Origin of the sequence: Anabaena catenula FACHB-362 (assembly GCF_014698735.1) — a bacterium.
Classification (GTDB): domain Bacteria; phylum Cyanobacteriota; class Cyanobacteriia; order Cyanobacteriales; family Nostocaceae; genus Anabaena; species Anabaena variabilis_A.
In genome coordinates, this window is the sequence record NZ_JACJTQ010000016.1 from 56468 (window position 1) to 80727 (window position 24260).

Sequence of the window (24260 nt, forward strand, 5' to 3'; positions counted from 1 at the left end):
CTCTGTGTCCTCTGTGTCCTCTGTGTCTCTGTGGTTCGTTAAAAAAATACAAATAAAATAACCCAAAAAACCATGATATTCCTAGAATTAGTCCTGCAAAACTTCGGTCCTTATGCTGGTAAACAAGTCATTAACCTCAATCCCAAAATTGATGAAGATAACGCTCGCCCAATTATCCTTTTCGGGGGAATGAATGGCGGCGGAAAAACCACCCTTATGGATGCCATTCGCCTCGCATTATATGGACAACGCGCCCAATGTTCAACAAGAGTAAATCTTAGTTATAGTGATTTTTTAACCCAATGTGTGAATAGTAAAAGTACCCCTACAGAAAAAACTAGAATTGAATTAGTTTTTGAACATATCGAAGATGATAAACCTGTCAGATATCGTATTGTTCGGACTTGGGAAAAAAATCCAAAAGATGGTAAAGACCATTTAGGAATTTTAGGAGATGATGAAACATGGCCGATTGACTCATTAGCAAATATCTGGGATGAATATATAGAAAATATTTTACCTTTAGGAATTTCTAATTTATTTCTCTTTGACGGTGAACAAGTTAAAGAACTTGCAGAACAAGAAATACCACCACCCATAGTTGTTGATGCTATTAACGGACTTTTGGGTTTAGAATTAGCAGATAAATTAGCAATTGATTTAGAGATTTTAGTAAATCGCAAAAAACGAGAATTTGCAGATAGTAAAGATTTAGCTAAATTAGAAGAAATTGAAACCCGACTCCATGAAAAACAGTCAGAATACGAAAATAATCAGATAAAACTAGCAAATCTGAATATTGAAGTTACAGAATTAGAAAAAATTCATGAAGAAGCTTTAGATAGATTTGTGAATGAAGGTGGTAAAATCGCCGCTGAACGTAGCCAATTAGAAAGAGAAAAAGAAGATAAAATCAAAGTTGCTAATAACGTCCGTGAATCGTTATGTGAAATAGCTGCTGATGTTTTACCATTGGCTTTAATTAGTCCTTTATTATCTCAAGTCCAAAGACAGGGAGAAAAAGAACTGAAAACTCAACAAATCCAGTTAGCTAAAGATGTATTAATCGCTAGAGACGAAAGATTACTGAATTGGCTACAACAATTAAATCTAGAAACTAATAAAGTTACTAATATTCAATCTTTTTTAGCTGAAGATATCAATAACTTATATACCAATAATTTATCAACAGAAAATACTTGGTTAAATGGAGATGAAGAAAGTTTAAGTTTACTTGACAATATAACTTATCGGTTGCAAATTTCCCAAAGTACAGCCCAAAAGCAGTTAGATGAATTAACTAATTATGAAGAAGAAATACTCACCTTAGAAAGACAAGTACAAACTGCGGCTGCACCCGAAGAATATACAAAATTGCAAAAAGCAGTAAAAGAAGCACAAACTCAATTTAATAAAATTAAATCTCAGTCAGAAATAATGACTGAGAAACTGATAGAATTAGAGACAGAAACTAAAAAATTGAGACAAGAGTTAAATGAATATACAGTAGAAAATCTCAAATATCAAAACAGTGAACACATTATTGATTCTGCGTTAAAAGTTCAACAAACATTAAAAGTTTTCCGAGAAAAATTAACTCTGAGAAAATTGAATAAATTAGAAGAAGAAGTAAAAAACTGTTTTCTATATTTATTACATAAATCAGACTTAGTACATCGCATAGCCATTGACAGCAAAACCTTCAGCTTATCCCTATATGATTTGAACGGGAAACCAGTCCCCAAACATCGCCTTTCCGCCGGAGAAAAACAACTATTAGCGATCGCATTTTTGTGGGGATTAGCCAAAGTATCAGGAAGACGCTTACCAGTAGCCATAGACACCCCTCTCGGAAGACTAGACTCCTCCCACCGCAACAACCTAGTAGAAAGATACTTCCCCTCAGCCAGCCATCAAGTCATCCTCCTTTCCACCGACACCGAAATCGGCAAAAAAGAATATCAAAACCTCAAAGAAACCGAAGCCATAGCCCGCGAATACCTACTTCAATACAACTCCAGCAAAAGAGAAACCACAATAAAACCAGGTTATTTTTGGTAAAAAATTCTCAACTCTTACTCTCTGTGACTCTGCGCCTCTGCGTGAGACAAAATCATATTCTTAATCACCAATCACCAAAATGGAATCACCAATAGAACGAATTAAACTTTCCCAAACAGCCAAAGAACAACTCCTAAAACTCAAACGCAGCACAAAAATTGAACAATGGAACATATTATGTCGGTGGGCGTTTTGTCGTTCTCTCGCTGAAACAACCCCACCTTCTCCCGTACCCATCCCCCAAGATAGCAATGTCGAAATGACATGGCGCGTTTTTGGTGGGGAAATATCTGATATTCTGCTTTTAGCCCTCAAACAACGCTGCTACAACGACGGATTCGATACAGATAGAGAAACTTTAATTACGCAATTTCGCCTACATTTACATCGTGGAATTGGCTACCTAGCCGGCGATCAGAATATCAAGAAAATTGAAGATTTAATTGCGATCGCCACAAACAAAGTACAATCCTGATTTTGCACCGTCCACGTCCAGCCAATATGAAAGAAATTCAAGCACTCCGACAGGCATTTCAAAGCCGGAAAATGGCTGGTTTGCTGTTGTTAGGCTTCTCATCCGGCTTACCCCTATTTCTGATTACCCGAACCCTTCAGCTATGGATGAAAGATGCCGAAGTAGATGTAGGCAAAATTACCCTATTTGGATTAGTCAGCTTACCCTACTCCCTAAAATTCATTTGGTCTCCCCTGGTAGACCGCTTTTCCCCTCCATTTTTAGGTGGGAGAAGAGGTTGGTTGTTTTTAACCCAAATCGGTTTAGTCATTGCTATTGCCTCAATGGCACTGCAAACACCCACCCAAAATACACAAGTCTTAATGATCCTGGCAATTACATCGTTTGTGATTGCCTTTTTAAGTGCCACCCAGGATATTGTTGGTGATGCTTACCGGACAGAGATTTTGAACCCATTGGAATTAGAAACTGGTGCCTCACTGTGGGTTCTAGGTTATCGTGTCGCCCTCTTTGTCGCCTTTTCCCTAGCTGCTGGGTTAGCAGCGTTTTTACCTTGGAATATCGTTTATTTGGTGATGGCAGGATTTATGCTAGTGGGTGTGTTTACCACCCTATGGGTTCCAGGAGAACTAAAACCAGAAAATACATCCACAAATCATGCAGCTTTAAAATTTAAAGATATCATATTTCTCTTCATCATCCTCAGCGTCATCATTGGCTTAGTCGGTGGCGTAATTTCTGAATATATCCCCTTAAAAATCTTTTATTGGATTTTGGGTAGTTTGCTTGTCGCGTGGATTGGTGCATCATTCATCATACCCCAACCACAACTCGATGACCAACAACGAACCCTAACCCCACAAACATTACAAGAAGCAGTGATCCTGCCACTACAAATCTTTTTTAAGCAATTTGGATTAACAAAATCAATTTTAATCCTAGTTTTTATTGTTCTTTACAAACTAGGTGACTCCCTAGTGGGAATAACCGCCAACTTATTTGCCAAAGAAATTGAATTTGATAACACAGAACTAGCAACAGTCTACATCATCGGCCTAGTAGCCACTACCGTTGGAGTCATCTTAGGTGGGATAATAATGTCCAGAATCGGCATCAATCGCGCCCTGTGGATATTTGGTGTACTGCAATTACTCAGCAACTTGGGTTATTATGCACTAGCTATTACTGGCAAAGATTACTCCATGTTAGCGATCGCCATCATGATTGAAAACACCAGTGCCGGATTAGTCACAGTAGCGACAGTAGCCTATTTAATGAGTCTCTGTAGCCATAACTTCACCACCACTCAATTTGCTCTATTTTCTAGCCTCATGGCTCTGAGTCGAGACGTTCTTTCAGCACCCGCAGGAGATTGGGCAAAAGCCACCGGCTGGCCTTCATTTTTCTTGCTTTCCATAGTAGCAGCCTTACCCGGCTTACTACTTTTACCCATTGTGGCCCCCTGGAATCCCAAACCAATGGCAGCAACCAGACCAGGACTAGAAGAAGAAGAGGATATATGGGGAACCAAGTAGTCATTCTTGTCGGTACATTCGTCCTCATCGTCACAGGTTTATTACTGGGCTACGTACTCTCCCAGTTAGTTCTAGGATTTCTAGGGTTTAACCTCCTCACTCTCCTAGGCACAATCAGCCTAATTTTAATTTTTGGCACACTCTATTACGTCTTATTTTGGCAGTTGCGGCGAGAGCCATCACAGCCATTCAAAGGCAGCATACCAAACCAGGTAGACGAAGAAATCACCGGTAATTATTTGAAAAACCGACTGATTGCTAGATTATCTGGTGATGTCGCCGCTGCCGAAAGGTTAATTGAGCAGGCCAAGCAGAATTATCCTGGTATGCCAGAAAATTGGTATTGTGAAAGGGTACTAGATGATTTGGATCGTGATCAGCGTTAAAACTGTCAGCTTTTTGAATTGTGAATTGTGAATTTTGAATTTGTTTATGGCTATATTTCGTCAATACATCGCCCCTTTGCTCGCAGTGCTGATATTTACCTTTGCTTTAGTAGCAGTCAGCGCTCGCATCTTTTTACCCTCCGATATGGCAGCACCAGCACCAATTGGAATGGTAATTGGTAATTGGTAATTGGTCATTGGTGATTGGTGATTGGTGATTGGTGATTGGTCATTGGTGATTGGTCATTGGTAATTAAGTTATTCTTCATTTTCACCGCGTCACCGCGTCCCCGTGTCTCCCCATCTCCCCACCCACCTCCCCATCGCCCCCTTTTTGAATTTTGAATTCCTTACTACCCGGCTACAACATTCGCCGAGGCTCAACCATAGATCGCGCCCTCCTCGTCAAGTTCATGCAGCGAACTTACGAGGATATGTTCCCTAATCAAGATTTTTCCCACCTCGCCCTTACAGTTGAGCAATATTTCTCCACCCATACCCCTTTATGGTGGGTACATGAAGAAGCCAGGGAGCATGAAGCAGGGAGCAGGGGAGATCAATTTTCACCGCTGCCCCCTTCCCCCGTAGCCTGCCTCTGGGTGGGTAATGCCATAGACCAATTACAGGGCGATCGCCATGTTCATATTTTTCTCCTCTATGTTGCCCCAGAACATCGCCGCAGAGGTATTGGTACAGCCTTAATGAACCATATAGAAAATTGGGCAAAACAAAGGGGCGATCGCCAAATCGGACTACAAGTATTTCAGTCCAACACAGCAGCATTACAGCTTTATCATCAGCTTGGTTATCAAACACAATCCCTGTGGATGATAAAATCTTTCCGTTAGCCTGTAAAATGAGATAACTAAATATCTATCAGGGTTTTTCTGGCTGGTATAGGGGGTTATCAGTTGATCCCTAGTGGGGATAGAAATAGAAAAATTATGTACGACGAAGACGACCTAAGCCTACTTGATGCCGGGGTGGAGCTAGAAAGCCCCCTAGACCACATAGAGCCACTTACTGCTGAATCAGAAGTGGTAAAACCTGATCCTGAATTAATGTTGGCACTCCTGGAAAATCCCCAGTCCCAGCAACGAATGTTAGCTGCGCGTGCTTTTTGTGATATTCAAGATCAACGAGCCATTCCCCATCTAATTCGCTTACTAACCGATAACTGCCCCCTTGTGCGAGTCAGTGCAGCCTATGCCATCGGACGTAATCCCAGCCAGGATGCAGTTGAGCCATTAATTACTCAACTTAACCGCGATTTTAATGGCTATGTCCGAAAAGGCATAGTTTGGGCTTTAGGAAATTGCCGCGATCGCCGTTCCTTAATCCCCCTCACCAACGCTTTAAGAACCGATATTTCCGCCGTGCGTCTCTGGGCAGCAAGCGCCTTAGCACAGATGGCAGGAGTGAGTTATGAGGCAGTTGTGGGCGCAATTCCCGCCCTCATTGAAGCCCTAGTTCAAGACCCCATAGCCGCAGTACGCAGTAACAGTGCTTGGACAATTGGTCAACTGTGCAAAGAACTTCCTTCTAATGTAGTTTATGCCACAGCCATTGATGCCTTAATTCAAGCCTTTGCCGAAGACAAAGATTTAGGAGTACGAGAAGACGCAAAAGCATCACTTTTAGGAGTGGGCGATCCTCGTGGTTTGCAGTTAATTGAAACCCTCGAACAAGAAGGCTGGTTTTAATTTAAGAATTCAGGAGTCAGGAGTCAGGAGTCAGGAGTTAGAATGCTTATGAAATGAAGAATAGAGAGAAGTGAGATTTTATCAAAATTCTCAAAACTGACTCGAAAAGCCTTTATTTTCATGAACCGCAGGTCTGCGTAGCGTCTTCTGTATTCTCTATCCTGAATACTTACCAATTACCAATTACCAATCACCAATCACCAACTTCCCAATCAATCTCCGGTTTGCCCCAAGCACCTAAGGCTGAATTAATAGCTGAAAATGGCTTACTACCAAAAAAGCCGTTCCGTGCAGAAAGTGGTGAAGGATGGGCTGACTGTATAACTTTATGTCGATTTGTATCTATCAACTTCAACTTCTTTTGTGCATATCCACCCCAAAGCACAAAGACAACAGGATCTTTTTTCTGGTTAACTTTGCTAATCACCGCATCTGTAAATATTTCCCAACCTTGATTCTTGTGAGAATTTGGTGTATGCGCCCTCACAGTCAGCACCGCATTCAGCATCAGCATACCCTGTTTAGCCCATTGCACCAGATAACCATGATTGGGGATATCACAACCTAAATCAGCTTTGAGTTCTTTAAAAATATTCACCAGAGAAGGGGGTGGTTTGATGCCAGGTTTGACGGAAAAGCATAATCCATGTGCCTGGTTTTGATCATGGTAGGGATCTTGCCCTAACAACAACACATTCACTTGTTCATAGGGTGTCAAATCAAAGGCAGAAAAGACATTTTCTTCAGGTGGATAAATAGTATAAGACAGCCTATCTTCTGCCAAAAAATCTTGGAGTTTACCAAAATAGGGTTTATGGAATTCTTCAGCTAAAACTGCTTGCCAAGAACTGGGAAGTTGGATATTTTTCATGAAACTGAAGATAGCTCAAAAGGACGCTCTGTATCATCTTCACCCAAATACTCACCATTTTGAATTTCTAGAATTATTAGGGGAATAGATCCAGGATTTTCCACCTGATGTAGCGTTGCTGCTGGTACATAGGTTGACTGGTTGCAATTGAGCAATATTTCTTCATTACCACAAGTTACCTTGGCTACGCCAGAAACTACAATCCAATGTTCATGGCGATGATAATGGATTTGTGGTTTAATGCCGTGTCGAGACTTAATTTCCACACGACTAATTCTATAATTTTCGCCCTCTTCTATAACTTCCACATTACCCCAGTAACGTTCGCCTGAATGGGAAGAAGTTGGATTTATATTGGACTCAACCTCATTTGTATGCTGATTCATAACTAATTTCTCCACTTTACAAAATTTTAGATTTTTTAGATATAAAAGCTTTTTTTAGAAAACAACAAGTTTTCAAATTCTAATACTGGTAATGCCCGACTGAATACAAAACCTTGGATAGCATCACATTTTTCTTGGCGGAGAAAAGATAATTCTGCTTCTGTTTCTACACCTTCAGCAATTATCTTGAGATTTAGTTCATGTCCCATTTTAATCAAGAATTTAGTAATAGCTGATTTGTGATCATCATGAGTAATATTTTGAATAAAAGAACGGTCAATTTTGAGTGTATTCATAGGAAAATGACTTATATAGCTTAATGAAGCCTGTCCAGTCCCAAAATCATCAACTGCAATTTTGATGCCCAAGGAGCGTAATTGATTCATGGTAACAATCGCACTATTAACATCTTGCATGACCATTGTTTCTGTCAATTCAATTTCTAGTCCAGGATTTTCCAAATTATTCAACTCGATCAATTCAACGATTGTGGTAATCAAATCTGGTTGATTAAACTCAATTGCCGATAAATTGACAGCTATAGTTAAATAATTAATTCCCGAATCCTGCCAAATTTTAATTTGTTGACAAACTTTGTTTAATACCCATTTATCAATATTGACAATCAAACCATTGTATTCGGCTAAACGAATAAATTCATTAGGTGATATTGAACCCAATTCCCTACTTTGCCAACGTAACAAGCTTTCAGCACCGATTATTTCACCACTAGATATATCAATAATTGGTTGATAATAAATTTCAAATTCTTGAAAATTATCTTGTTGGATTGCCCAACGTAATTTTGGTTCTAAAATTTGCATTCTCTCAGTTAATTGATAAGCCTTATTCTGAGTCGATAAAGATTTTTTCAAATTTGCATACTTTTCCAATTTAGTCATGATCGCATTCAATAATTCAGCCCTGGTGAATGGCTTAGTTAGATAATCATCTGCGCCCATATCCATACCTTGACGAAAGTCAGCTTTTGCAGATTTAGCAGTCAAGAAAATAAAGGGAATGGCCGCAGTTAATGGCTCTTGTCGTAAAGCTGTTAATACTCCATATCCATCCAATTCTGGCATCATCATGTCACATAAAATTAAATCTGGTATTTCAGACATAGCTAAATGTAATCCTATTCTGCCATTAGCAGCAGCAATTGTTTGAAAATCCTCAGCAGCTAGTAAATCTAAAAGATTTTCACGAACAGATTCTTCATCTTCAATTATTAAAATTTTAGGCATAATTTACCTCACTCATATTATATTTTTTTTAATGGTAACGTCACAGTAAAATTGCTGCCAACTCCTAGTAAAGTATTGACATTAATTCTGCCTTGGTGAATATCTACACACTTTTTTACAATTGCTAGTCCTAATCCAGTTCCTAAAATATTACCGACATTTCTAGCGCGATGAAAAGATTCAAATAATCGGGGCATATCTTCTTCAGGAATGCCAATTCCTTGGTCTTGAATTTCAAATACTGCTTGCCCCTCTTGAAAAGAGAGATTAAAATTGACCAAGCTGCCATCTGGAGAATATTTGAGGGCATTGGAGAGTAAGTTACTGAGAATATGTCCCAGTAATTTTTCATCCATATAGCAAGATATAGATTGATATTGACTGCTAAAATTTACTAAATGTTGACTTTTTAAATTCAACCTTACTTCTTCCACTAGCTGACGGCAGTATTTGACCAAATCAAATAATAAGGGTCTATATTCTAGTTTTCCTGCTTCTCCTTTGCCAATCACCAAAATATCATTTAACATTTCTGTCATCCGGTTTACAGCCGCTTGAATGCGATGCAGATGAGTAAGTTGTTTTTCATGTGTCCATTTGTGGCTGTAGTGTTCTAGCAACTCAGAAGAAGAAAGGATAGTACTCAAGGGTGTGCGGAATTCGTGAGAAGTCATGGAAATAAAGCGGGATTTCAGTTCGTTAAGTTCTTTCTCTCTCTCCAATGCTATTCTTAGTTCTTGCTCTAATTGCTTGCGATTGGTAATATCTGCCCAGTAGCCAACTAGTTCCAATGGGTTGCCTGCTTCATCCCATACGACTTTACCTTGATCATATACCCAACGATAGATACCGTCTTGGTGTAAAAAGCGATATTCTAGGCTGTAGTCACTTTGTTCAGATGCCCTTGAGCGTTCAGCAATTACTTTTGGCGCGTCTTCTGGGTGAAGATGAGTAAGCCAAAAATCAGAACTTTGTATAAATTCCCGCGCTTCATAGCCTATCATGGCTTTAACATTTTCGCTGATAAAGATAGCACCAAAATCTTCATGTGCCTTGCAAGTATAGATTACAGCGGGGCTACAGGTTAGTAAATACTGTAGCCGCTCTTGACTGACAAGTAATGCTGTTTCTGCTTGTTGACGCTCAGTTATATCGGTTTGAATGCCAATGTAGTGAGTGAGATAACCATCGATATCATAAACGGGGGAAATATTTAACTCATGCCAAAATATGCTGCCATCTTGACAAGAGTTACGTAAAATTACAGTACAATCTTGTCCTGATTGCATAGCATTACTGAGTTCTTTTAATCCTGGTTGATTGATATCAGCACCTTGGAGCAAAAGAAAATTCTGCCCCATAACTTCGGCTGCTGAGTAGCCAGTCAGACGCTCAAAAGCCGGATTGACATAGATAATTGAACTATCAGGGCTGGTGACATCCGCAATCACAATGCCGTTACTACTGGCAGCGATCGCGCGATCGCGCAATCTTAAACCTTCCTCTATCAACTTGCGCTGGGTAATATCGGTATAGATGCTCACCACCGAGACTATCTGTCCCGTATCATCTTTAATCGCATCTGTTCGTAGGTCTATATGTAGACTTTCACCACTACGACTTTGCATCATCACTTCACCACGCCAAGACTCACCTCTGTGGACTGTCTCAAATACTCTTTTAAATACTTCCTTGGTCTGAAAATTAGTTGAGAGTCCCTCATTGGCATTTAATTGACTCTCTGTATAATCAAATATATCTATAAATGCAGGATTTACATAACTTAACTGACCAGAAATCTCCGCAATGCTAACTGCATCACTTGTGCTTTCTATGGCTTTAAGCAATCGCAATAAAGACTTCTCTGCTAATTTACGTTCCGTAATGTCACGGGTGACTTTAGAAAAACCACGTAGCTTATCAGTTTCATCACGTAATGCCGTTAAAATACAATTTGCCCAGAAATAGGAACCATCTTTGCGAACAAAAACACTTTCACATTCACACCGACCATTCCCTGCGGCTATATCTAATTGTTGCTTCGGTAGAGCATTAACAATGTCTTCCGGTAGAAAAAAGCAAGAAAAATCCTGCCCGATAATTTCTGCTACCTGATATCCAGTAATACATTCAGCACCAGAATTCCAACTCCTCACCCGTCCCTCTGGGTCAAGCATATAAATTGCGTAGTCTTTAACACCTTCTACTAATAAGCGGAAGCGTTCTTCACTTTTATAGAGTTCTTCTTGGGTTCTTTTGCGGTCTGTAATATCTGTGGAGATACCGCAAACAGCATAAGAGACTCCATTGGCATCTTTTAAAGGAAACTTAACCGACCAATAAGTATGCAAACCATCATCATGGGGGACAACTTCTTCGCTTTCTAAAGGTATACCACCTGCAATTACCTGAGAGTTGCTCACGGCAAATGCTTTAGCAATATCATCAGACCAGATATCATACACACTCTTGCCCACTATCTGATCTTGAGTAGTCTTGAATAGGTTTTCATATTGGCGGTTAACTAGCAGGTATTTATTCTCAGTGTCTAATAAGTACATCACTGCTGGTAAATTATCTAAAATTGCCTGTAGCTGCTGTTGAATTTCCCATAAAGCCGCTGCTTCCTGCTTGCGCTCAGTGATATTTTCTAATGTCCCGAACATTCCTACTACCTCACCTTCAGTATTATATAAGGGAGCTTTGTTAGTCTGTAGCCAAATTTGGCTACCATCTGCTTGCTGTTTAGGTGTAATGGCGTGATGTTGGGGCTGATTAGTTATCATAATTTCAGCGTCACTAACGTGGTAGAAGTGCGCTTCTTCAGAGTTGGGAATCAAATCGTAGTCTGTTTTGCCGATGATATCTTCTGGATTGTCAAAACCAACCATTTTGGCAAAGTTGTGATTACAACCCAAGAAGATGGAATTTATATCTTTCCAGAAAATACTATGGGGAATGGTATCCATAATTAACTGCAACATTTGCTGGGATTGCAGAAGTTGATTTTCTACCATCGGGCAATAGTCTGCTAGATCACTAATTTCTGCTTCTACTACGGAAAGAGCTAGACAAATACTTTCAGGGGTGATGGTGCCGACAATTTCACCATCCTCATCTACAACTGGTAGTAGCTGCAACTGAGGCTGACATAACATTGATATTACTGAATCTAAAGTGTTAATTTTTTGCATCTTCAGTTTTATGACTGAGTTCTGCATCACTTGTGCAACTTGGGCTGTGTTCAAATCAGCCCCTGAAGCTACAAGTCTGACTATATCTTGTTGTGTCAAGCACCCCACTACCTGGGAGGCTGACTTTACCAACACACCTTTAGATTGTGCAGCCATAAGAGCGATCGCATCTAGTATAGGTGTTTCCGGTGCAACCGTCAGCGGCGACATATCAATAACTGACTCTAAGCTTTGTAGCACGAGATAGTGAAGTGATGCTTGCATACTTTAGTTGAATAGCTACTACCAAACATATATAGGACTAGTACCGCTTTCTCGGAATTAAAAATTAAAAATTAAAAATTAAAAAAGCAGATTAAACAAGCTTTTCAGGAATTTTTCATGGTTGGTTGACCAATAATTTCTTGATGGTACAAGTCCCCGGATTTATCCGGGGAATAATCCGAAATCTAAAATCCTTAGAGGATGATGGCTGCCGTTGTGTACTAAGTAGTCGTGCAAAATAAATTGCACATTTCGGTAAGGGAACTCTTAACGGGGAACAGGGAACAGAAAAAGATTCTAGCGATTTTTATTTTTTGGCAAAATGTATTAATTAATTTTGCTGCTATACTTAGTATTTTATTGTTGAAAAATACGTAAACTACAACCTTCCTTCTTTTCTTTTAAGAGTTAACAGTTAAGAACCTCCATGAGTAAATATGGCTACGCTACGCCAGCTATCAGTAATCAAACCCGATTCCTTCTCTCAAACCACTGATTTATTTACGTAACTCCCCAACATTGTGACGTAAAATCGGTAAGATTATAAGGAGTAGAAATACGGTAAATTCTTTTATCAAAAATTACTACATTTTACTACATTATTTCTTACTTTTGACACTCTCCTGCCTAGCATCGTGTGCGGTTGAATACTTATAATTAGGGAGACGCTCAAGACACGGGGACACGGGGACGCAGGGAAGCGGGGAAAATTAAGAATTACGAATTACGAATTATTTATTACTCTCCTCTCACCGTAACGTAAAAGTCTTTCAATAGTTACCAGTCGATTTTCCCAGGCTTTAACTTGATAGGGATTTTCCTTCATTTCCACACTCATCCACATCCTAAATTCAAACTTAAAGCGATTAAGAGCATTTCTGGCTTTGATTAAATTACTGGCAGTAGGTAAAGCCGCAAGCTGATTTAAATGATTTTTTAATTCCTGAGACTGGTTATTAAAAGCAGAAATTTTATTTGCAGGTATTGATAATTGGTTATTTTCTCTTACAAATTCCCATTCTTTTTGTAGAGCCGCATAGCGAAAAGCCGCCGTGCGAAATGGCTGACGCTGAGGAATAGGTTCATTTTTGAATCGTTGCACCTGACCTTGGGTATTACTAAATAATTCGTCAAACTCGGTATTAAAATTCTCCACAGCAAAGAGTGCATAACCACTAACAGGTAAATCTCTGAGCAGTTGGAGTTGATCAAATGCTCCTACTGTAGACAAGGAAAGTAAGCGAATTCCTGGAACTAATAAAGTAGCACCTAACTGAGTAGAGTTAATCCAAGGTTGTGCCAGTCTTTGGAAACGAGGAGTATCTAAAGCGTAAGTCATCGGCACAATTAAATCTATATCTCCCCGTCTTGCCCAAACTTCCCAATGTTGTTGAATTTTTTGAACTCGTTCATATTCTGGTAACGGAAATACAGCTACAGATAAAATTAAATTGGCTCGCTTTTGTTTTAACATCTGCGAAACTTCAGACACAAAACTATCAACTTGCTTGGTGCGGAATGCTGTCCACTTTTGCCACAAATCCCGCTGACTAGGAGTAATATTTAGAGGATCTACACCTGTTTGTTGCTGAAACTGCTCTCTAGAAGCTTTCCCATAACCGTAAGTTCTACCTGCTAAGGGGTCTTGAAAAGGATAACGAATATAATCGAGGTGTATGCCATCTACCTGATAGCGAGTAATAATTTCAGCGTACAGTTTTAATAAATACTGCCGGACTTCGGGATTTGCTGGGTCTAAAAAAGGCTTTGTTTGACCTACGGGAATTATGTTCCCACTTTGATCATAATTGGCCCAATTGGGATTAGCGGCTAACACAGGGCCTGGATCATCAGGACTGACATTAATAATTTCATTATGACGACGATTACCAGCGGCAAAAGTCCAAACCCAAGCGTGTAACTCCATTCCTCGCTCATGGGCTAACTTTACAGCCACTTCTAGGGGGTCCCAATCTTTAATTAAGGGGTTTTGTTGTGGTGCGACCTGACTGGGATAAATTGTATAACTAGCATTGACAGTTTCAAAAAATACGGTGTTAATTCCGGCTTGGGACAGTCGATCAAAAATCTTCGCTAGTCCTGCTTCATTCCCAGCGTTAACAATTGTCCCCCGATCTAACCATACTGAGCGGATTTCTGGTTGAGCTATGCGCTGATTGCGAGGAAATTGCTGCCATAAAGTCGTCTTTGTGTTTAACCATTGCTGACGCGCCAAAGCATAGTTCTTTTGGGCAATTAACACTGGTATATTTTTGGCAACTTCTCTGGCTTGGGCTAAGGTTTGCTCTAAACTGAGGTCTTTTCTCTCTGGTTGGGTAGATGCGGATTTTTCGCTTTCGACTTTCAAGGATTGGGTGTTGCTGACACTACTAATACCATGAACTGAAGCCGCTAAATGGGCGCTTTCGACTCGACCAATCAAATTTTCTAATTCTTGTTGGAGAGCAAATGCATCTTTACTATCAATCGGCCGATTAGAATCGGGTATGACATCTAAACGCACTGCTTCTTGCAGTTGCTCAATGGCCTCTGGGAAATTTTGGGGTTTGACTTTGGGAACAGGTGTGGCTTGGGGCGGTGTGGCTGTCAGTCTTGGGTTTTGAGGTTTCACCCGTGCGGAAGGATTGGGTTTTTTGGGAGAAATTACCCGCCTGGGCTGGGTTCTTGAATTGGCTGGATTTGGTTTTTTGGGAGAATTTATCCGTTTGGGTGGATTGGTGTTGCTCAATCGTGAGGTTTGAGTTGTTGGTGGATTTGCAGTAGCAGAAAGACAGTTTGGCGCATTTCCTGAGACTGTTGTGGTTGGCAATTTTAGATAACGATTTAGTGCTGCTTTTAACCAAATACTATCTAAATCTGCGGTTGAAGCTGTATCTGTTCCTAAGCGCCAGCCTAAAAAAGTGGATTGCTCCGTTGTCAGTACTGCGGCTGGATGATCTGGAGAATTCCAAACAGCAGCTATTTGAGTATGAAGATGATCAGGAATCATCACAGCACCCACAACTTTACCAAAGAGTTCTTTGCTGGTTGCCCATTCCTGGGGATTAGTTTGTGCTGGTTGTAACTCTTGAGCCGCATTCAAGCTAAATCCCCAATAACCTCCTAGCAGAGTTCGCAACAAATGGCGCACTCCCGGTGTTGATAAACTAGCGACAGGGCCACTAGCAATTAAGCGCCCACCCCGATTCATCCATTCTTTGAGTGCGATCGCTTGTACAGTCGTTAATGTCTCTATATTTGGCAACAACAACACCTGTGGCTTTCCTAAATCCGCCACATTGTTCACACTACCCAAGGGTATTACACAATATCTTACTCCCACAGTCTCTAAGCGTTTGGTAATCCCTATCCATTGATTGGCATTATCTTGGCTTTTGACTACGCTTAATACAGCTGCTTCTGTCACCGCTTTTGCCGGCAACATCCCCCCCAAATTCCCAGTTAAAAAATTAAAATTTAAAAAAAATAAGCTTGCTATTGTAATTTTTTGTCTGATATTATTCCTAACTTTTCCTTCGTGATTTTTCACGAGTTATTCCTCACAAATTAGTAGATAAATACAGAGAGCTAAATGGTGAGAATAGATAATAACTTATTTAGGCAATCCCAAAAAATAAATTATCCCATTTTATGAGGATTGGTAGTTTGAAGGGTGTGTATAGCCCTGGATGGCTACGCTAGAGCGACAGCCTAATACCGTTTCACTTTAAGGTTGATACAAATGGACAGACGCACAGAGAGGGTGACGCGGGGAAAATTAAGAATTACCTGTCACCTGTCACCTGTCACCTGTTCCCTGTTTACGAATTAATACAGGTATTGATTAAATCCTCAACTCCTGCCACTGGAAATATTTCTGTATTCAGTTGATGAGCTACTTCTTCCACAGTCATATCATCTAAAAAGATCAATTCCCCATGTTTGAGCATGACATTGGGTAATAAAATTCCCTCTCCTAAATCTTGGCCTTTTAAGTGAAAAAGTAAATCATGTCCCGTAATTAATCCTGTCACACTGATATTTTGTCCCCAATAATCACTATATAAAGCCCGCATATTTACCTCTAATCCTTCCACAGCATTTAACTGTTTTAGGATGGGTTGAAATGCTTTTTCAACAGCGTTACCTACAACCCAAGTGAGTTTTCTGTGGGGTGATACTTTTGGCGGTAATAATTTCTGAGCAGCATGGGTAAATTGCTTAACAAATAAGCGAATAGAACCAACACCATTATCAATTTGCGGGTATTCCTCATATTCCGCTTCGCTTGGTAATTCTTCCCCAGCAATTAAAAACCATTCATCGGCTAACCAAGCCACACTGGAACCGAATTTTTGCCGAAATTCTTGAGAAAGCAATTTAACTTGAGAAATCACTTCCTGGGCTTTTTGCTGCGTCACTGGAGTCAGTTCATCTTCTTGGGGACGAAAACGAGTTAAACCAACAGGAACCACGGCTATTGATGCCACAGCAGGTATTTCCCCAGTATGAAAAGATGTTAAATCGCGTAATGTTTGTTCTAGATGTTTCCCATCATTTATTCCTGGACAAACTACTACTTGAGCATGAATTTGTAATCGTCTTTCTTGAAACCATTTAAGTTGTTGTAAAAGTTGTCCCGCACGGTTATTTTTCAACAGTCTAATTCTCACATCTGGTTCTGTCGCATGAACAGAAACATATAAGGGAGATAACCGCATTTGTTCAATTCGTTGCCATTCTTTTTCTGGTAAATTTGTCAGAGTTAGATAAGAACCATACAAAAAGCTCAAACGATAATCGTCGTCTTTAAAGTACAAGCTAGAACGCTTACCAGGTGGTTGTTGATCAATAAAGCAAAATGGACAACGATTATTACACTGAATTAAACCATCAAATAAAGCAGTTTCAAATTCTAGCCCCAAGTCGTCATCATAATCTTTTTCAATTTCAATATGATGAGTTTTTCCCGTCGCATCTAAAACTTCTAGTTCCAAAACTTCATCAGCGCATAAAAACTGATAATCAATTAAATCACGAGGACGTGTCCCATTAATAGTAACAATCGCATCCCCTGCATCAAAGCCAATTTCGGCAGCAATTGATTCAGGAAGCACCTTGGTAATTTTGGCAGGATGAATAGTAGTCATTGGTCATTGGTCATTGGTCATTGGTCATTGGTCATTGGTCATTGGTCATTGGTCATTGGTCAGTTATCTGGTAATTCTGACTTTTCTCCGTGTCCCTGCGTCTCTTAATTCGTAAGTGTAAGCATTCAACCTTGCCAACCGGCGGCAATTGCTAATAAGATAGCACTGCCAAAGGCTAATCTGTACCATACAAAAACCATGGTGTTTTTGGTTTGTAAGTACCGAATCAAAAAGGCAATTGATAGGTAGGAAAAAATAAAGGTAGAAATAATCCCGACAATTAACAATAAAACAATGTTATCTGGCAATTCTTGAGCTTGAAACTGCTTGAATATTTTCAGACTTTTGTACAGGGTAGCAATAGTCAGAGTTGGAAAACCTAACAAAAATGAAAACTTAGCGGCTGTATCACGTTCTAGTCCTAAAAATAAAGCAGTTGTCAATGTCGAACCAGAACGAGAAACGCCGGGAATCAAAGCTAGAGTTTGTCCTAATCCTACTAAAACACCATCCCCAATTTGTAATGAATCAAATCCTCGCTTGCGAGTGCCAATTTTTTCGGCTAAAGCTAGTAGAATCGCCATGATAACTGACATTATAGCAATAATTAATGCACTATCAGGTAAAAAGTCTTTCAAAATAAAGCCAATAATTAATGCAGGCATTGTTCCTACTGCAATACCGACAGTAATTTTCCATTCTTCCCGTTCCCAGTCTTTATCCTTGATTGTTTTGATTGCACCTTTGAGAATACTAGAAATCAGCGACCAAAAATACAACAAAATTGCTATAACACTGCCAAATTGAATTGCATCGACAAAATCTTTAGAACCTAGTTCTTTCCAACCAAACACTTTTGTCACAATCAGCAGATGTGCGGTGCTACTGATAGGCAAAAATTCGGTAATACCTTGCACAATTCCCAAAATAAAGGACTGAATTAATCCTGCCATAAGATTAACTCCACCAGTTGCGGCTTCGGCAGGTATTTCTACTTGCGAAAGCTGCATCCATATAGGTAATAGCAAGTTGATACCAGTTGCTACAAAAATTGTCGCCATTAAACACGCTCCTAAAATAAATGTATAACTTGAGAAAATTATCCAAGTTTACCTTCCCATAGTCAGTTATTCCGGGTAACATCCTATATGCAAAAATATCTAGTATAATTAAAATGCCCCTAGGGGGGATTTTAAGGAGAGGATTTTTGGGTGTGATATCTTAAGATAAGTAAAGTTTAGTAACATATATTAAAAACATTGATTAATAATACATTGTCATCTTACGCAGCTTCTAACTCCGCTATTGATAGTGAGTTGCATTCGTCGGAAACTAAGCTTAGAGGTATCAAAGAAATAGAGTCGAGGCTGTCTTTGTCTGCCTCTCTCCCCAATTCCATAACGTGGAGACAAAGTTGGTTAGTGTTTGCGGCAGCAGTGTTGTTGGTATCTGTACCAGTATTTGTGGAAGCGCCGTTAGTGCGATCGCTACCCAGTTTGAGTGTAGCCATGACAGGATTTTGGATTTGGCTGAGTTTGACACTAATGTCACGTCCACAAACCTATCTCTGGGGAGATTTACTCTTAGGATTTAGCTGGAGTTGGTTAACAGGAGCGATTTACTGGGGTTGGTTACGTTGGGAACCCCTATGGCACTTACCGATAGAATCCATTGGGCTACCCTTTGCGATCTGGTGTCTGTGGCGAAATTGGGGCAAAGTCGGTAACTGGTTTTATCTAGGTTCTTTATTCGGTACAGTTTTAACCGATATATACTTCTATGTTGTAGACTTGATGCCCTATTGGCGGCAAATTATGAGAACAGACGTAAATGGAGCTTCACAAATCTTAAAAAATGCCTTAGCACAAGTCCAAACCCCTTGGGGAGAAGCTTGGGCAATCATTCTCGCCTTAGCCCTATTAACAGTCGGGATCATCTCTTTAGGTCAAAAGGAAAGGCACTGGTACGCCTTTAGTGGCGCAGTTTTGAGTACAATTTTAGTAGATAGTCTGTTTTTGTTAGCGGCAGTAATTGCCTAAAATTATCAGCCAGTGAATGATCAGCCCTGAGAAAGGTGCAAGATAACCATTACAGATAAATTTTGGCAAAAGTAAAGTCGAACCCAATAGCAGTAAATATTGTGGATATTAATAAGCTGTATATTAGTTTCTGATGACTGCTGTGTGTTGATTCAGCTACCAGCTATCAACCAAAGGATGAAGTCGGAAGAACTAAGTACTTTATCAGCCCCAGAGTAATCACCAGGGTTGAACTCATACTTCATACTTCTAACTTCCAGCCCGCATTTGAAAGCTTTTAGCTAAAAGTGTCGATTTCTGATTAATGGAAAGAGGTAGAAAATCGTGAAAGGATTAGTACGTTTATTAACAGTGTTTAGTTTGTTGCTAGGTTGCTGGGGATTACTGGGAACTACTCAGATTGCCCAAGCAGCAAGTTTGGGCAACATAACCTTGCCGCAAGTACCAGTTTTGGCAATTTCACGCCAGAACCGGGCAGATGCCAAGCTAGGAACGGAATTTGGTAAAAAAATTGATTTGAATAATACCAACATTGCCGCTTTCCAACAGTATCCAGGACTGTATCCCACCCTGGCCAAGAAAATCATCAAGAATGCTCCTTACCAAAAAGTAGAGGATGTGTTGAATCTGCCAGGATTGAGCGATAGCCAAAAATCCAAATTGCAAGCCAACTTCGATAACTTTACCGTGACAGAATACGAGCCTAACTTCAACGAGGGAGACGATCGCATTAACAACGGTATCTATAGATAACTATATTTGCCTTTAGAGATGGGGCATGGGATATTGGGCATTGGTAATTAATTGGTAATTAATTATTCTCCTCCTGCCTCCCCATTGCCCCATCTCCCTACTGCCCCATCTCCCCACCTTCCTTAACCTTGTCTCAGATAGATATTCCTAGCCAATTTGATGTTTTAGTAGTCGGCGCAGGTGCTGCTGGACTATACACAGCACTGTGTCTACCAGACTCCTTACGAGTCGGCTTGATTACTAAAGAAACCGTGACATTATCCGCCAGTGACTGGGCGCAAGGTGGCATTGCCGCAGCTGTTTCCCCAGAAGATTCACCAAAGCTGCACATTGAAGACACATTAAAGGCAGGAGCGGGTTTGTGCGATCCAAAAGCCGTAGAATTTCTGGCTGAACAAGCCCCTATCTGTATTCAATCCTTAATTCATTTGGGTGTAGCCTTCGACCGGCATGATCATAACTTGGCTTTCACCCTAGAAGCTGCCCATTCTCGCCCCCGTGTTCTCCACGCCGCAGATACCACAGGTAGAGAAGTAACCACCACTCTCACCGCTCAAGTATTGCGCCGTCAGAATATACAAGTTATCCAGCAAGCTTTAGCTTTAAATTTATGGATAGAACCAGAAACAGGGCGCTGTCAAGGTATCAGCCTGTTTTATCAAGGTAAAGTTACATGGATCAGGGCTGGTGCTGTAGTCTTAGCAACAGGTGGCGGTGGTCAAGTATTTGCCCAAACCACTAACCCAGCGGTAAGTACAGGTGATGGTGTAGCGATCGCTTGGCGGGCTGGGGCTATCCTCCGTGATTTAGAATTTGTCCAATTTCATCCCACCGCCCTCACTAAACCAGGACGCTTTCTCATCAGCGAAGCTGTACGTGGTGAAGGAGCGCACCTCGTTGATAATGAAGGGCGACGTTTTGCTTTTGACTACCATCCAGCAGGTGAACTTGCACCGCGAGATGTGGTCAGCAGAGCAATTTTCAGCCATTTGCAACGGACATCTGTCGATTTGGCTACTGCCCATGTCTGGTTAGATATGCGCCCCATCCCCGCTGACAAAATTCGTCATCGCTTTCCCAATATTATTCAAGTTTGTCAGCATTCGGGTATTGATGTCTTCAATGAATTGGTTCCCGTTGCCCCCGCTGCTCATTACTGGATGGGTGGTATTCTCACCGATTTACAGAATCGCACCAATATTCCTGGTTTGTACGCTGTGGGAGAAACTGCTAGTACGGGAGTGCATGGAGCTAATCGCCTAGCCAGTAATTCTCTGTTGGAATGTATCGTGTTTGGGGCGCAGATGGCTGATTTAGACGATGAAGTCTTACAAAAGGATGAACTGCAAAAATCAGAATTCCTCTTCAATTCTTCAACCTTGGTCTTATGTGAAGATGAGTGGCACAATCAACAAGCTCAACTAAAAGCTCTACGAGAAAAACTACCCCGTTTAGTCTGGCAAAGTGCTGGTATTTGTCGGCAAGAATTAGGCTTAGAAAGTGCGATCGCTACAATTGAATCTTGGCAACAGGATTTCGCTAATTTACCTTTAAGTCAATTCTTGCAAAGTTTGCGTCCCACAGAACCCGCTAGTTTCAACTTACCTGATATTGAACAGCAGTTGCGACTTTGGGCAGAAACCCGCAATTTATTAGATGTAGCTTACTTAATTCTCAAAAGTGCTGCTTTTAGAACTGAAAGCAGAGGCGGACACTACCGTTTAGATTATCCTCAAACTGACCCAGATTGGCAAGTCCACACGATTGTCCAATATGATCACTGGAGTAAATCTCATGAACTTCCACCAGCTGATTGATTAACTTAGCTGGCGGAAGTTTCTTGTTTTCCATTCCCTAATCAGAGTTCCCTGCTGTAAGAACTTTACCTAAAAAACTTGAAGTTCTGAGAACCTGTATAACCAGTAATCTTCGCTAGTTCTGACAAGTTCTGCACGCCGCTATAGGTTTTACCATTGATGATCCAAGTGGGGAAGCTTTCAATTTTGGCAGCTTGACACAATTCTGGTTTAGCTTTGGGACTGTCAGCAGCGCACTCGACCTTAACGTTATTATCGCTAATAATTTTGTAAGCTTCTTTACCAAAGAGGAGCTTCTGTTCGTGGCAATGAGGACACCAGTAAGCGACGTATTCCTTAGCGCCGACTTTGACAAGATGCTCTGCTAAGGCTATTTCTGCTTCACCAGATGTAGTGGTAATTTCCCAACCAAATTCTGGTTTAGGCTCTACTTTGGGAATAAAAGTAATTTGCCCAGGTTTTCCAGGAGTTGAGTCGAGAGTTCCATCTGGGGGATCGATGTTAGCATAAATCGCTAAAGTGCCAATCAGCGTTACCATTGCCACAATCAAGCCAGTAAAGAATATTTGCCCGATATCTTCCCAATCACGACCGATAATTGTCAGTACTAACATACTCAGGGAAAACAAAGCCGAGCCGATACAGTAAGGACAAAAGGCTTTGATTTGGGATGCCAGTATGTACATTAAGTAGCCACTAAACACTGACATAGCGATCGCTCCCACCAACAGCAACCACCAAGTCAGATTTTCCAGTTGTTTGCTGTTTTTTTGATTTTCCTCTGAGTTTAATGCCAAAGGAGCTAGAGCAAATATCAGCATACTCATGTATGCCAACAACCCAAACAAAGCTAATGGCTGACCAAAAACCGTTGCCCAAGGGCTAGAAAGAACATCATTACAGCCCTTAACACCAGCTTGTGCCACACAAGCCGTACTGCCGCCCGTGAGCTTTTCAAAGGTGAGATAGCCTGTGATTAAGGCACCACATCCTGCGATCGCTGCGATTAATAGACGCGACTTTTTATGAATCCAAGGAGTAGAACGACGGCGAATCATAAGTATTAGTCATTAGTCATTGGTCATTAGTCATTAGTCATTGGAAAATGATTACCCATTACCCATTACCCATTACCTATTACCGATTTACGAATGTAATTTCACTGAAGGAATGGATTTACTTTCACCTTTAGAGTTCCAACTTCGACGGGCTGCTTCTACAAACTGACTGACGCGAATTGGGTCAATTGGTTGCTCAATTCTCCCGTGACGTTTGAGAGAACTAGAAACAATTACACCATTTGCTGCTTGCATTAAGGTATCAATATTTTCCCAATTAGCCCCACTGCCAATAAATACTGGTGTACCAGCAGCAGCCCCACAAGCCAATTCTAAATCTTCTAAGTTAGGAGGACTACCAGTTGCCCAGCCAGATAAAATTACTGCATCGGCCAATCCTCTTTCAATTGTGTCTTTCACCGCCACCGTCAGATTAGGAGAACTTAGAGGACGGGCGTGTTTAACCAAAACATCAGCAAAGATTTTCACATCCGATCCTAGCTCTCGCCGATAGCGGAGTAATTGATGGGCTTCTCCCTCAATTAATCCTTGGTCAGTAGCCATCACACCCGTGAGAACATTGACGCGGATAAATTGGGCTTTGACACAACTTGCGATCGCCATGGCACTTTTGCCATCATTCCGCAAAACATTTAAACCTATAGGCAAAGTCACTAAATTCTGTATGCGTTGTACCACTACAGTCATGGCACTCACAACTGCTGGATCAACTTGGTTTTTGGTAAACGGTGCGTCGAAAAAATTTTCTACAATGATGCCGTCTACCCCTCCACTGGCCAGGGCTGTTGCTTCTTGTTCTGCGCGGTCAATGACCGCTTTCAGGCTACCTCCCCAACGGGGTGAGGTAGGCAGGGGTAGCAGGTGAACTACGCCAATGATTGGGGTTTGAGTTTTGAATAACTGATATAAGTCCACGTCTTTAATTTGCTAAGGCATTGTCCAGAGTTGAGAATTTTTTGACTAAAGACAAGAATAATTTGGTACATAGCATTAGTTTACGGATAATATTTTTTCTTCAAAAATATTACGTATAATAATACGTTCTGACGCATCTTCTCCTTTTCCAGACTTCTACAAGAAGTTTAATGAACTACCTCACCGCATTTCGCTTTTGCCACGCTATCCATGCCCACCCTATAGAGGGATGGGGAATTTCGCGGTTTTTGTTAAATTTTAACCCCTTGTCATGGCGATGCTTGCAGCTTGCATATTTTATAACTTTAGGCTTCACTTAAGTAATCTGGCGTAAATATTTGTCGTTGGGATCAAGCAGGGGGCTGCTCTTGCAGGGGGCAGGGGG

20 protein-coding genes are annotated in these 24260 nt (G+C 40.8%); 11 read left to right on the forward strand and 9 right to left on the reverse strand.

Features of this window, described 5'->3' with window-relative positions; genetic code table 11:
• Positions 1-72 precede the first annotated feature (72 nt).
• From dndD to H6G68_RS12335, 7 genes are all read left to right on the forward strand, one after another.
• On the forward strand, positions 73-2061 hold the full coding sequence (dndD, locus tag H6G68_RS12305; protein WP_190906911.1) for a DNA sulfur modification protein DndD: 1989 nt from the start codon (positions 73-75) through the stop codon (positions 2059-2061).
• Between the two features lie 79 nt (positions 2062-2140).
• Complete coding sequence (dndE, locus tag H6G68_RS12310; protein WP_190906912.1) at positions 2141-2536, forward strand: DNA sulfur modification protein DndE; 396 nt, start codon at positions 2141-2143, stop codon at positions 2534-2536.
• A gap of 26 nt (positions 2537-2562) precedes the next feature.
• Complete coding sequence (locus H6G68_RS12315) at positions 2563-4071, forward strand: AmpG family muropeptide MFS transporter (protein ID WP_190906913.1); 1509 nt, start codon at positions 2563-2565, stop codon at positions 4069-4071.
• Positions 4056-4457, forward strand: a complete 402-nt coding sequence (locus tag H6G68_RS12320) for an ABC transporter permease (protein ID WP_190906914.1) — start codon at positions 4056-4058, stop codon at positions 4455-4457. The genes H6G68_RS12315 and H6G68_RS12320 overlap by 16 nt, the downstream gene beginning before the upstream one ends.
• 46 nt (positions 4458-4503) lie before the next feature.
• On the forward strand, positions 4504-4647 hold the full coding sequence (locus tag H6G68_RS12325; RefSeq protein WP_190906915.1) for a hypothetical protein: 144 nt from the start codon (positions 4504-4506) through the stop codon (positions 4645-4647).
• A gap of 151 nt (positions 4648-4798) precedes the next feature.
• Positions 4799-5305, forward strand: a complete 507-nt coding sequence (locus H6G68_RS12330; RefSeq protein ID WP_199332577.1) for a GNAT family N-acetyltransferase — start codon at positions 4799-4801, stop codon at positions 5303-5305.
• A gap of 96 nt (positions 5306-5401) precedes the next feature.
• On the forward strand, positions 5402-6160 hold the full coding sequence (locus H6G68_RS12335; protein WP_190906916.1) for a HEAT repeat domain-containing protein: 759 nt from the start codon (positions 5402-5404) through the stop codon (positions 6158-6160).
• Positions 6161-6350: 190 nt separating this feature from the next.
• On the opposite strand, the gene ung is transcribed toward H6G68_RS12335, so the two are convergent.
• The 6 genes from ung to H6G68_RS12365 all read right to left on the reverse strand — a co-directional run bounded on the left by ung (position 6351) and on the right by H6G68_RS12365 (position 17272).
• A complete protein-coding gene (gene ung, locus H6G68_RS12340; RefSeq protein ID WP_190906917.1) occupies positions 6351-7031 on the reverse strand; it encodes a uracil-DNA glycosylase in 681 nt (226 codons plus the stop codon).
• Positions 7028-7417: a phosphomannose isomerase type II C-terminal cupin domain gene (locus H6G68_RS12345; protein ID WP_190906918.1), complete on the reverse strand. Its 390-nt coding sequence runs from the start codon at positions 7415-7417 to the stop codon at positions 7028-7030. The genes ung and H6G68_RS12345 overlap by 4 nt, the downstream gene beginning before the upstream one ends.
• Positions 7418-7452: 35 nt before the next feature.
• Positions 7453-8664, reverse strand: a complete 1212-nt coding sequence (locus H6G68_RS12350; protein ID WP_190906919.1) for an EAL domain-containing response regulator — start codon at positions 8662-8664, stop codon at positions 7453-7455.
• A 17-nt stretch (positions 8665-8681) separates the two neighbouring features.
• Complete coding sequence (locus tag H6G68_RS12355) at positions 8682-12122, reverse strand: PAS domain S-box protein (protein ID WP_190906920.1); 3441 nt, start codon at positions 12120-12122, stop codon at positions 8682-8684.
• Between the two features lie 724 nt (positions 12123-12846).
• Positions 12847-15672, reverse strand: coding sequence for a family 10 glycosylhydrolase (locus H6G68_RS12360; RefSeq protein ID WP_190906921.1), 2826 nt, complete (start codon positions 15670-15672; stop codon positions 12847-12849).
• Between the two features lie 271 nt (positions 15673-15943).
• On the reverse strand, positions 15944-17272 hold the full coding sequence (locus H6G68_RS12365; RefSeq protein ID WP_190906922.1) for a TIGR03279 family radical SAM protein: 1329 nt from the start codon (positions 17270-17272) through the stop codon (positions 15944-15946).
• Here H6G68_RS12365 and H6G68_RS27610 point away from each other — a divergent pair.
• Positions 17258-17380, forward strand: a complete 123-nt coding sequence (locus H6G68_RS27610) for a hypothetical protein (protein WP_277925503.1) — start codon at positions 17258-17260, stop codon at positions 17378-17380. The two genes, H6G68_RS12365 and H6G68_RS27610, sit on opposite strands and share 15 nt — an antisense overlap.
• A gap of 17 nt (positions 17381-17397) precedes the next feature.
• Here H6G68_RS27610 and H6G68_RS12370 read toward each other — a convergent pair whose 3' ends face one another.
• On the reverse strand, positions 17398-18333 hold the full coding sequence (locus H6G68_RS12370) for an undecaprenyl-diphosphate phosphatase (RefSeq protein ID WP_190906923.1): 936 nt from the start codon (positions 18331-18333) through the stop codon (positions 17398-17400).
• A gap of 198 nt (positions 18334-18531) precedes the next feature.
• On the opposite strand from H6G68_RS12370, the gene H6G68_RS12375 reads away from it, so the two are divergent.
• From H6G68_RS12375 to nadB, 3 genes are all read left to right on the forward strand, one after another.
• A complete protein-coding gene (locus H6G68_RS12375; RefSeq protein WP_190906924.1) occupies positions 18532-19311 on the forward strand; it encodes a DUF3120 domain-containing protein in 780 nt (259 codons plus the stop codon).
• Positions 19312-19635: 324 nt separating this feature from the next.
• Entirely contained in the window at positions 19636-20064 is a 429-nt protein-coding gene (psbU, locus tag H6G68_RS12380) for a photosystem II complex extrinsic protein PsbU (RefSeq protein WP_190906925.1), read from the forward strand.
• Between the two features lie 128 nt (positions 20065-20192).
• On the forward strand, positions 20193-21881 hold the full coding sequence (gene nadB, locus H6G68_RS12385) for an L-aspartate oxidase (RefSeq protein WP_190906926.1): 1689 nt from the start codon (positions 20193-20195) through the stop codon (positions 21879-21881).
• Positions 21882-21946: 65 nt separating this feature from the next.
• Here nadB and H6G68_RS12390 read toward each other — a convergent pair whose 3' ends face one another.
• Together H6G68_RS12390 and btpA are read right to left on the reverse strand one after the other, a co-directional pair.
• Positions 21947-22939 carry a vitamin K epoxide reductase family protein gene (locus H6G68_RS12390; RefSeq protein WP_190906927.1) on the reverse strand — a complete coding sequence of 331 codons (993 nt, stop codon included), beginning with the start codon at positions 22937-22939 and terminating at the stop codon, positions 21947-21949.
• A gap of 87 nt (positions 22940-23026) precedes the next feature.
• Complete coding sequence (gene btpA / locus H6G68_RS12395; RefSeq protein WP_190906928.1) at positions 23027-23875, reverse strand: photosystem I biogenesis protein BtpA; 849 nt, start codon at positions 23873-23875, stop codon at positions 23027-23029.
• Positions 23876-24260 lie beyond the last annotated feature (385 nt).

What these genes read in the sequence shown, in the direction of transcription:
- H6G68_RS12325 (WP_190906915.1), top strand. Translation starts at nt 4,504, where the DNA reads ATGGCTATATTTCGTCAATACATCGCCCCTTTGCTCGCAGTGCTGATA.
- H6G68_RS12315 (WP_190906913.1), top strand. Translation starts at nt 2,563, where the DNA reads ATGAAAGAAATTCAAGCACTCCGACAGGCATTTCAAAGCCGGAAAATG.
- dndE (WP_190906912.1), top strand. Translation starts at nt 2,141, where the DNA reads ATGGAATCACCAATAGAACGAATTAAACTTTCCCAAACAGCCAAAGAA.
- H6G68_RS12345 (WP_190906918.1), bottom strand. Translation starts at nt 7,417, where the DNA reads ATGAATCAGCATACAAATGAGGTTGAGTCCAATATAAATCCAACTTCT.
- H6G68_RS12335 (WP_190906916.1), top strand. Translation starts at nt 5,402, where the DNA reads ATGTACGACGAAGACGACCTAAGCCTACTTGATGCCGGGGTGGAGCTA.
- H6G68_RS12355 (WP_190906920.1), bottom strand. Translation starts at nt 12,122, where the DNA reads ATGCAAGCATCACTTCACTATCTCGTGCTACAAAGCTTAGAGTCAGTT.
- H6G68_RS12390 (WP_190906927.1), bottom strand. Translation starts at nt 22,939, where the DNA reads ATGATTCGCCGTCGTTCTACTCCTTGGATTCATAAAAAGTCGCGTCTA.
- H6G68_RS12350 (WP_190906919.1), bottom strand. Translation starts at nt 8,664, where the DNA reads ATGCCTAAAATTTTAATAATTGAAGATGAAGAATCTGTTCGTGAAAAT.
- H6G68_RS12370 (WP_190906923.1), bottom strand. Translation starts at nt 18,333, where the DNA reads ATGGCGACAATTTTTGTAGCAACTGGTATCAACTTGCTATTACCTATA.
- H6G68_RS27610 (WP_277925503.1), top strand. Translation starts at nt 17,258, where the DNA reads ATGAATAGTAGTCATTGGTCATTGGTCATTGGTCATTGGTCATTGGTC.
- H6G68_RS12365 (WP_190906922.1), bottom strand. Translation starts at nt 17,272, where the DNA reads ATGACTACTATTCATCCTGCCAAAATTACCAAGGTGCTTCCTGAATCA.
- ung (WP_190906917.1), bottom strand. Translation starts at nt 7,031, where the DNA reads ATGAAAAATATCCAACTTCCCAGTTCTTGGCAAGCAGTTTTAGCTGAA.
- H6G68_RS12320 (WP_190906914.1), top strand. Translation starts at nt 4,056, where the DNA reads ATGGGGAACCAAGTAGTCATTCTTGTCGGTACATTCGTCCTCATCGTC.
- dndD (WP_190906911.1), top strand. Translation starts at nt 73, where the DNA reads ATGATATTCCTAGAATTAGTCCTGCAAAACTTCGGTCCTTATGCTGGT.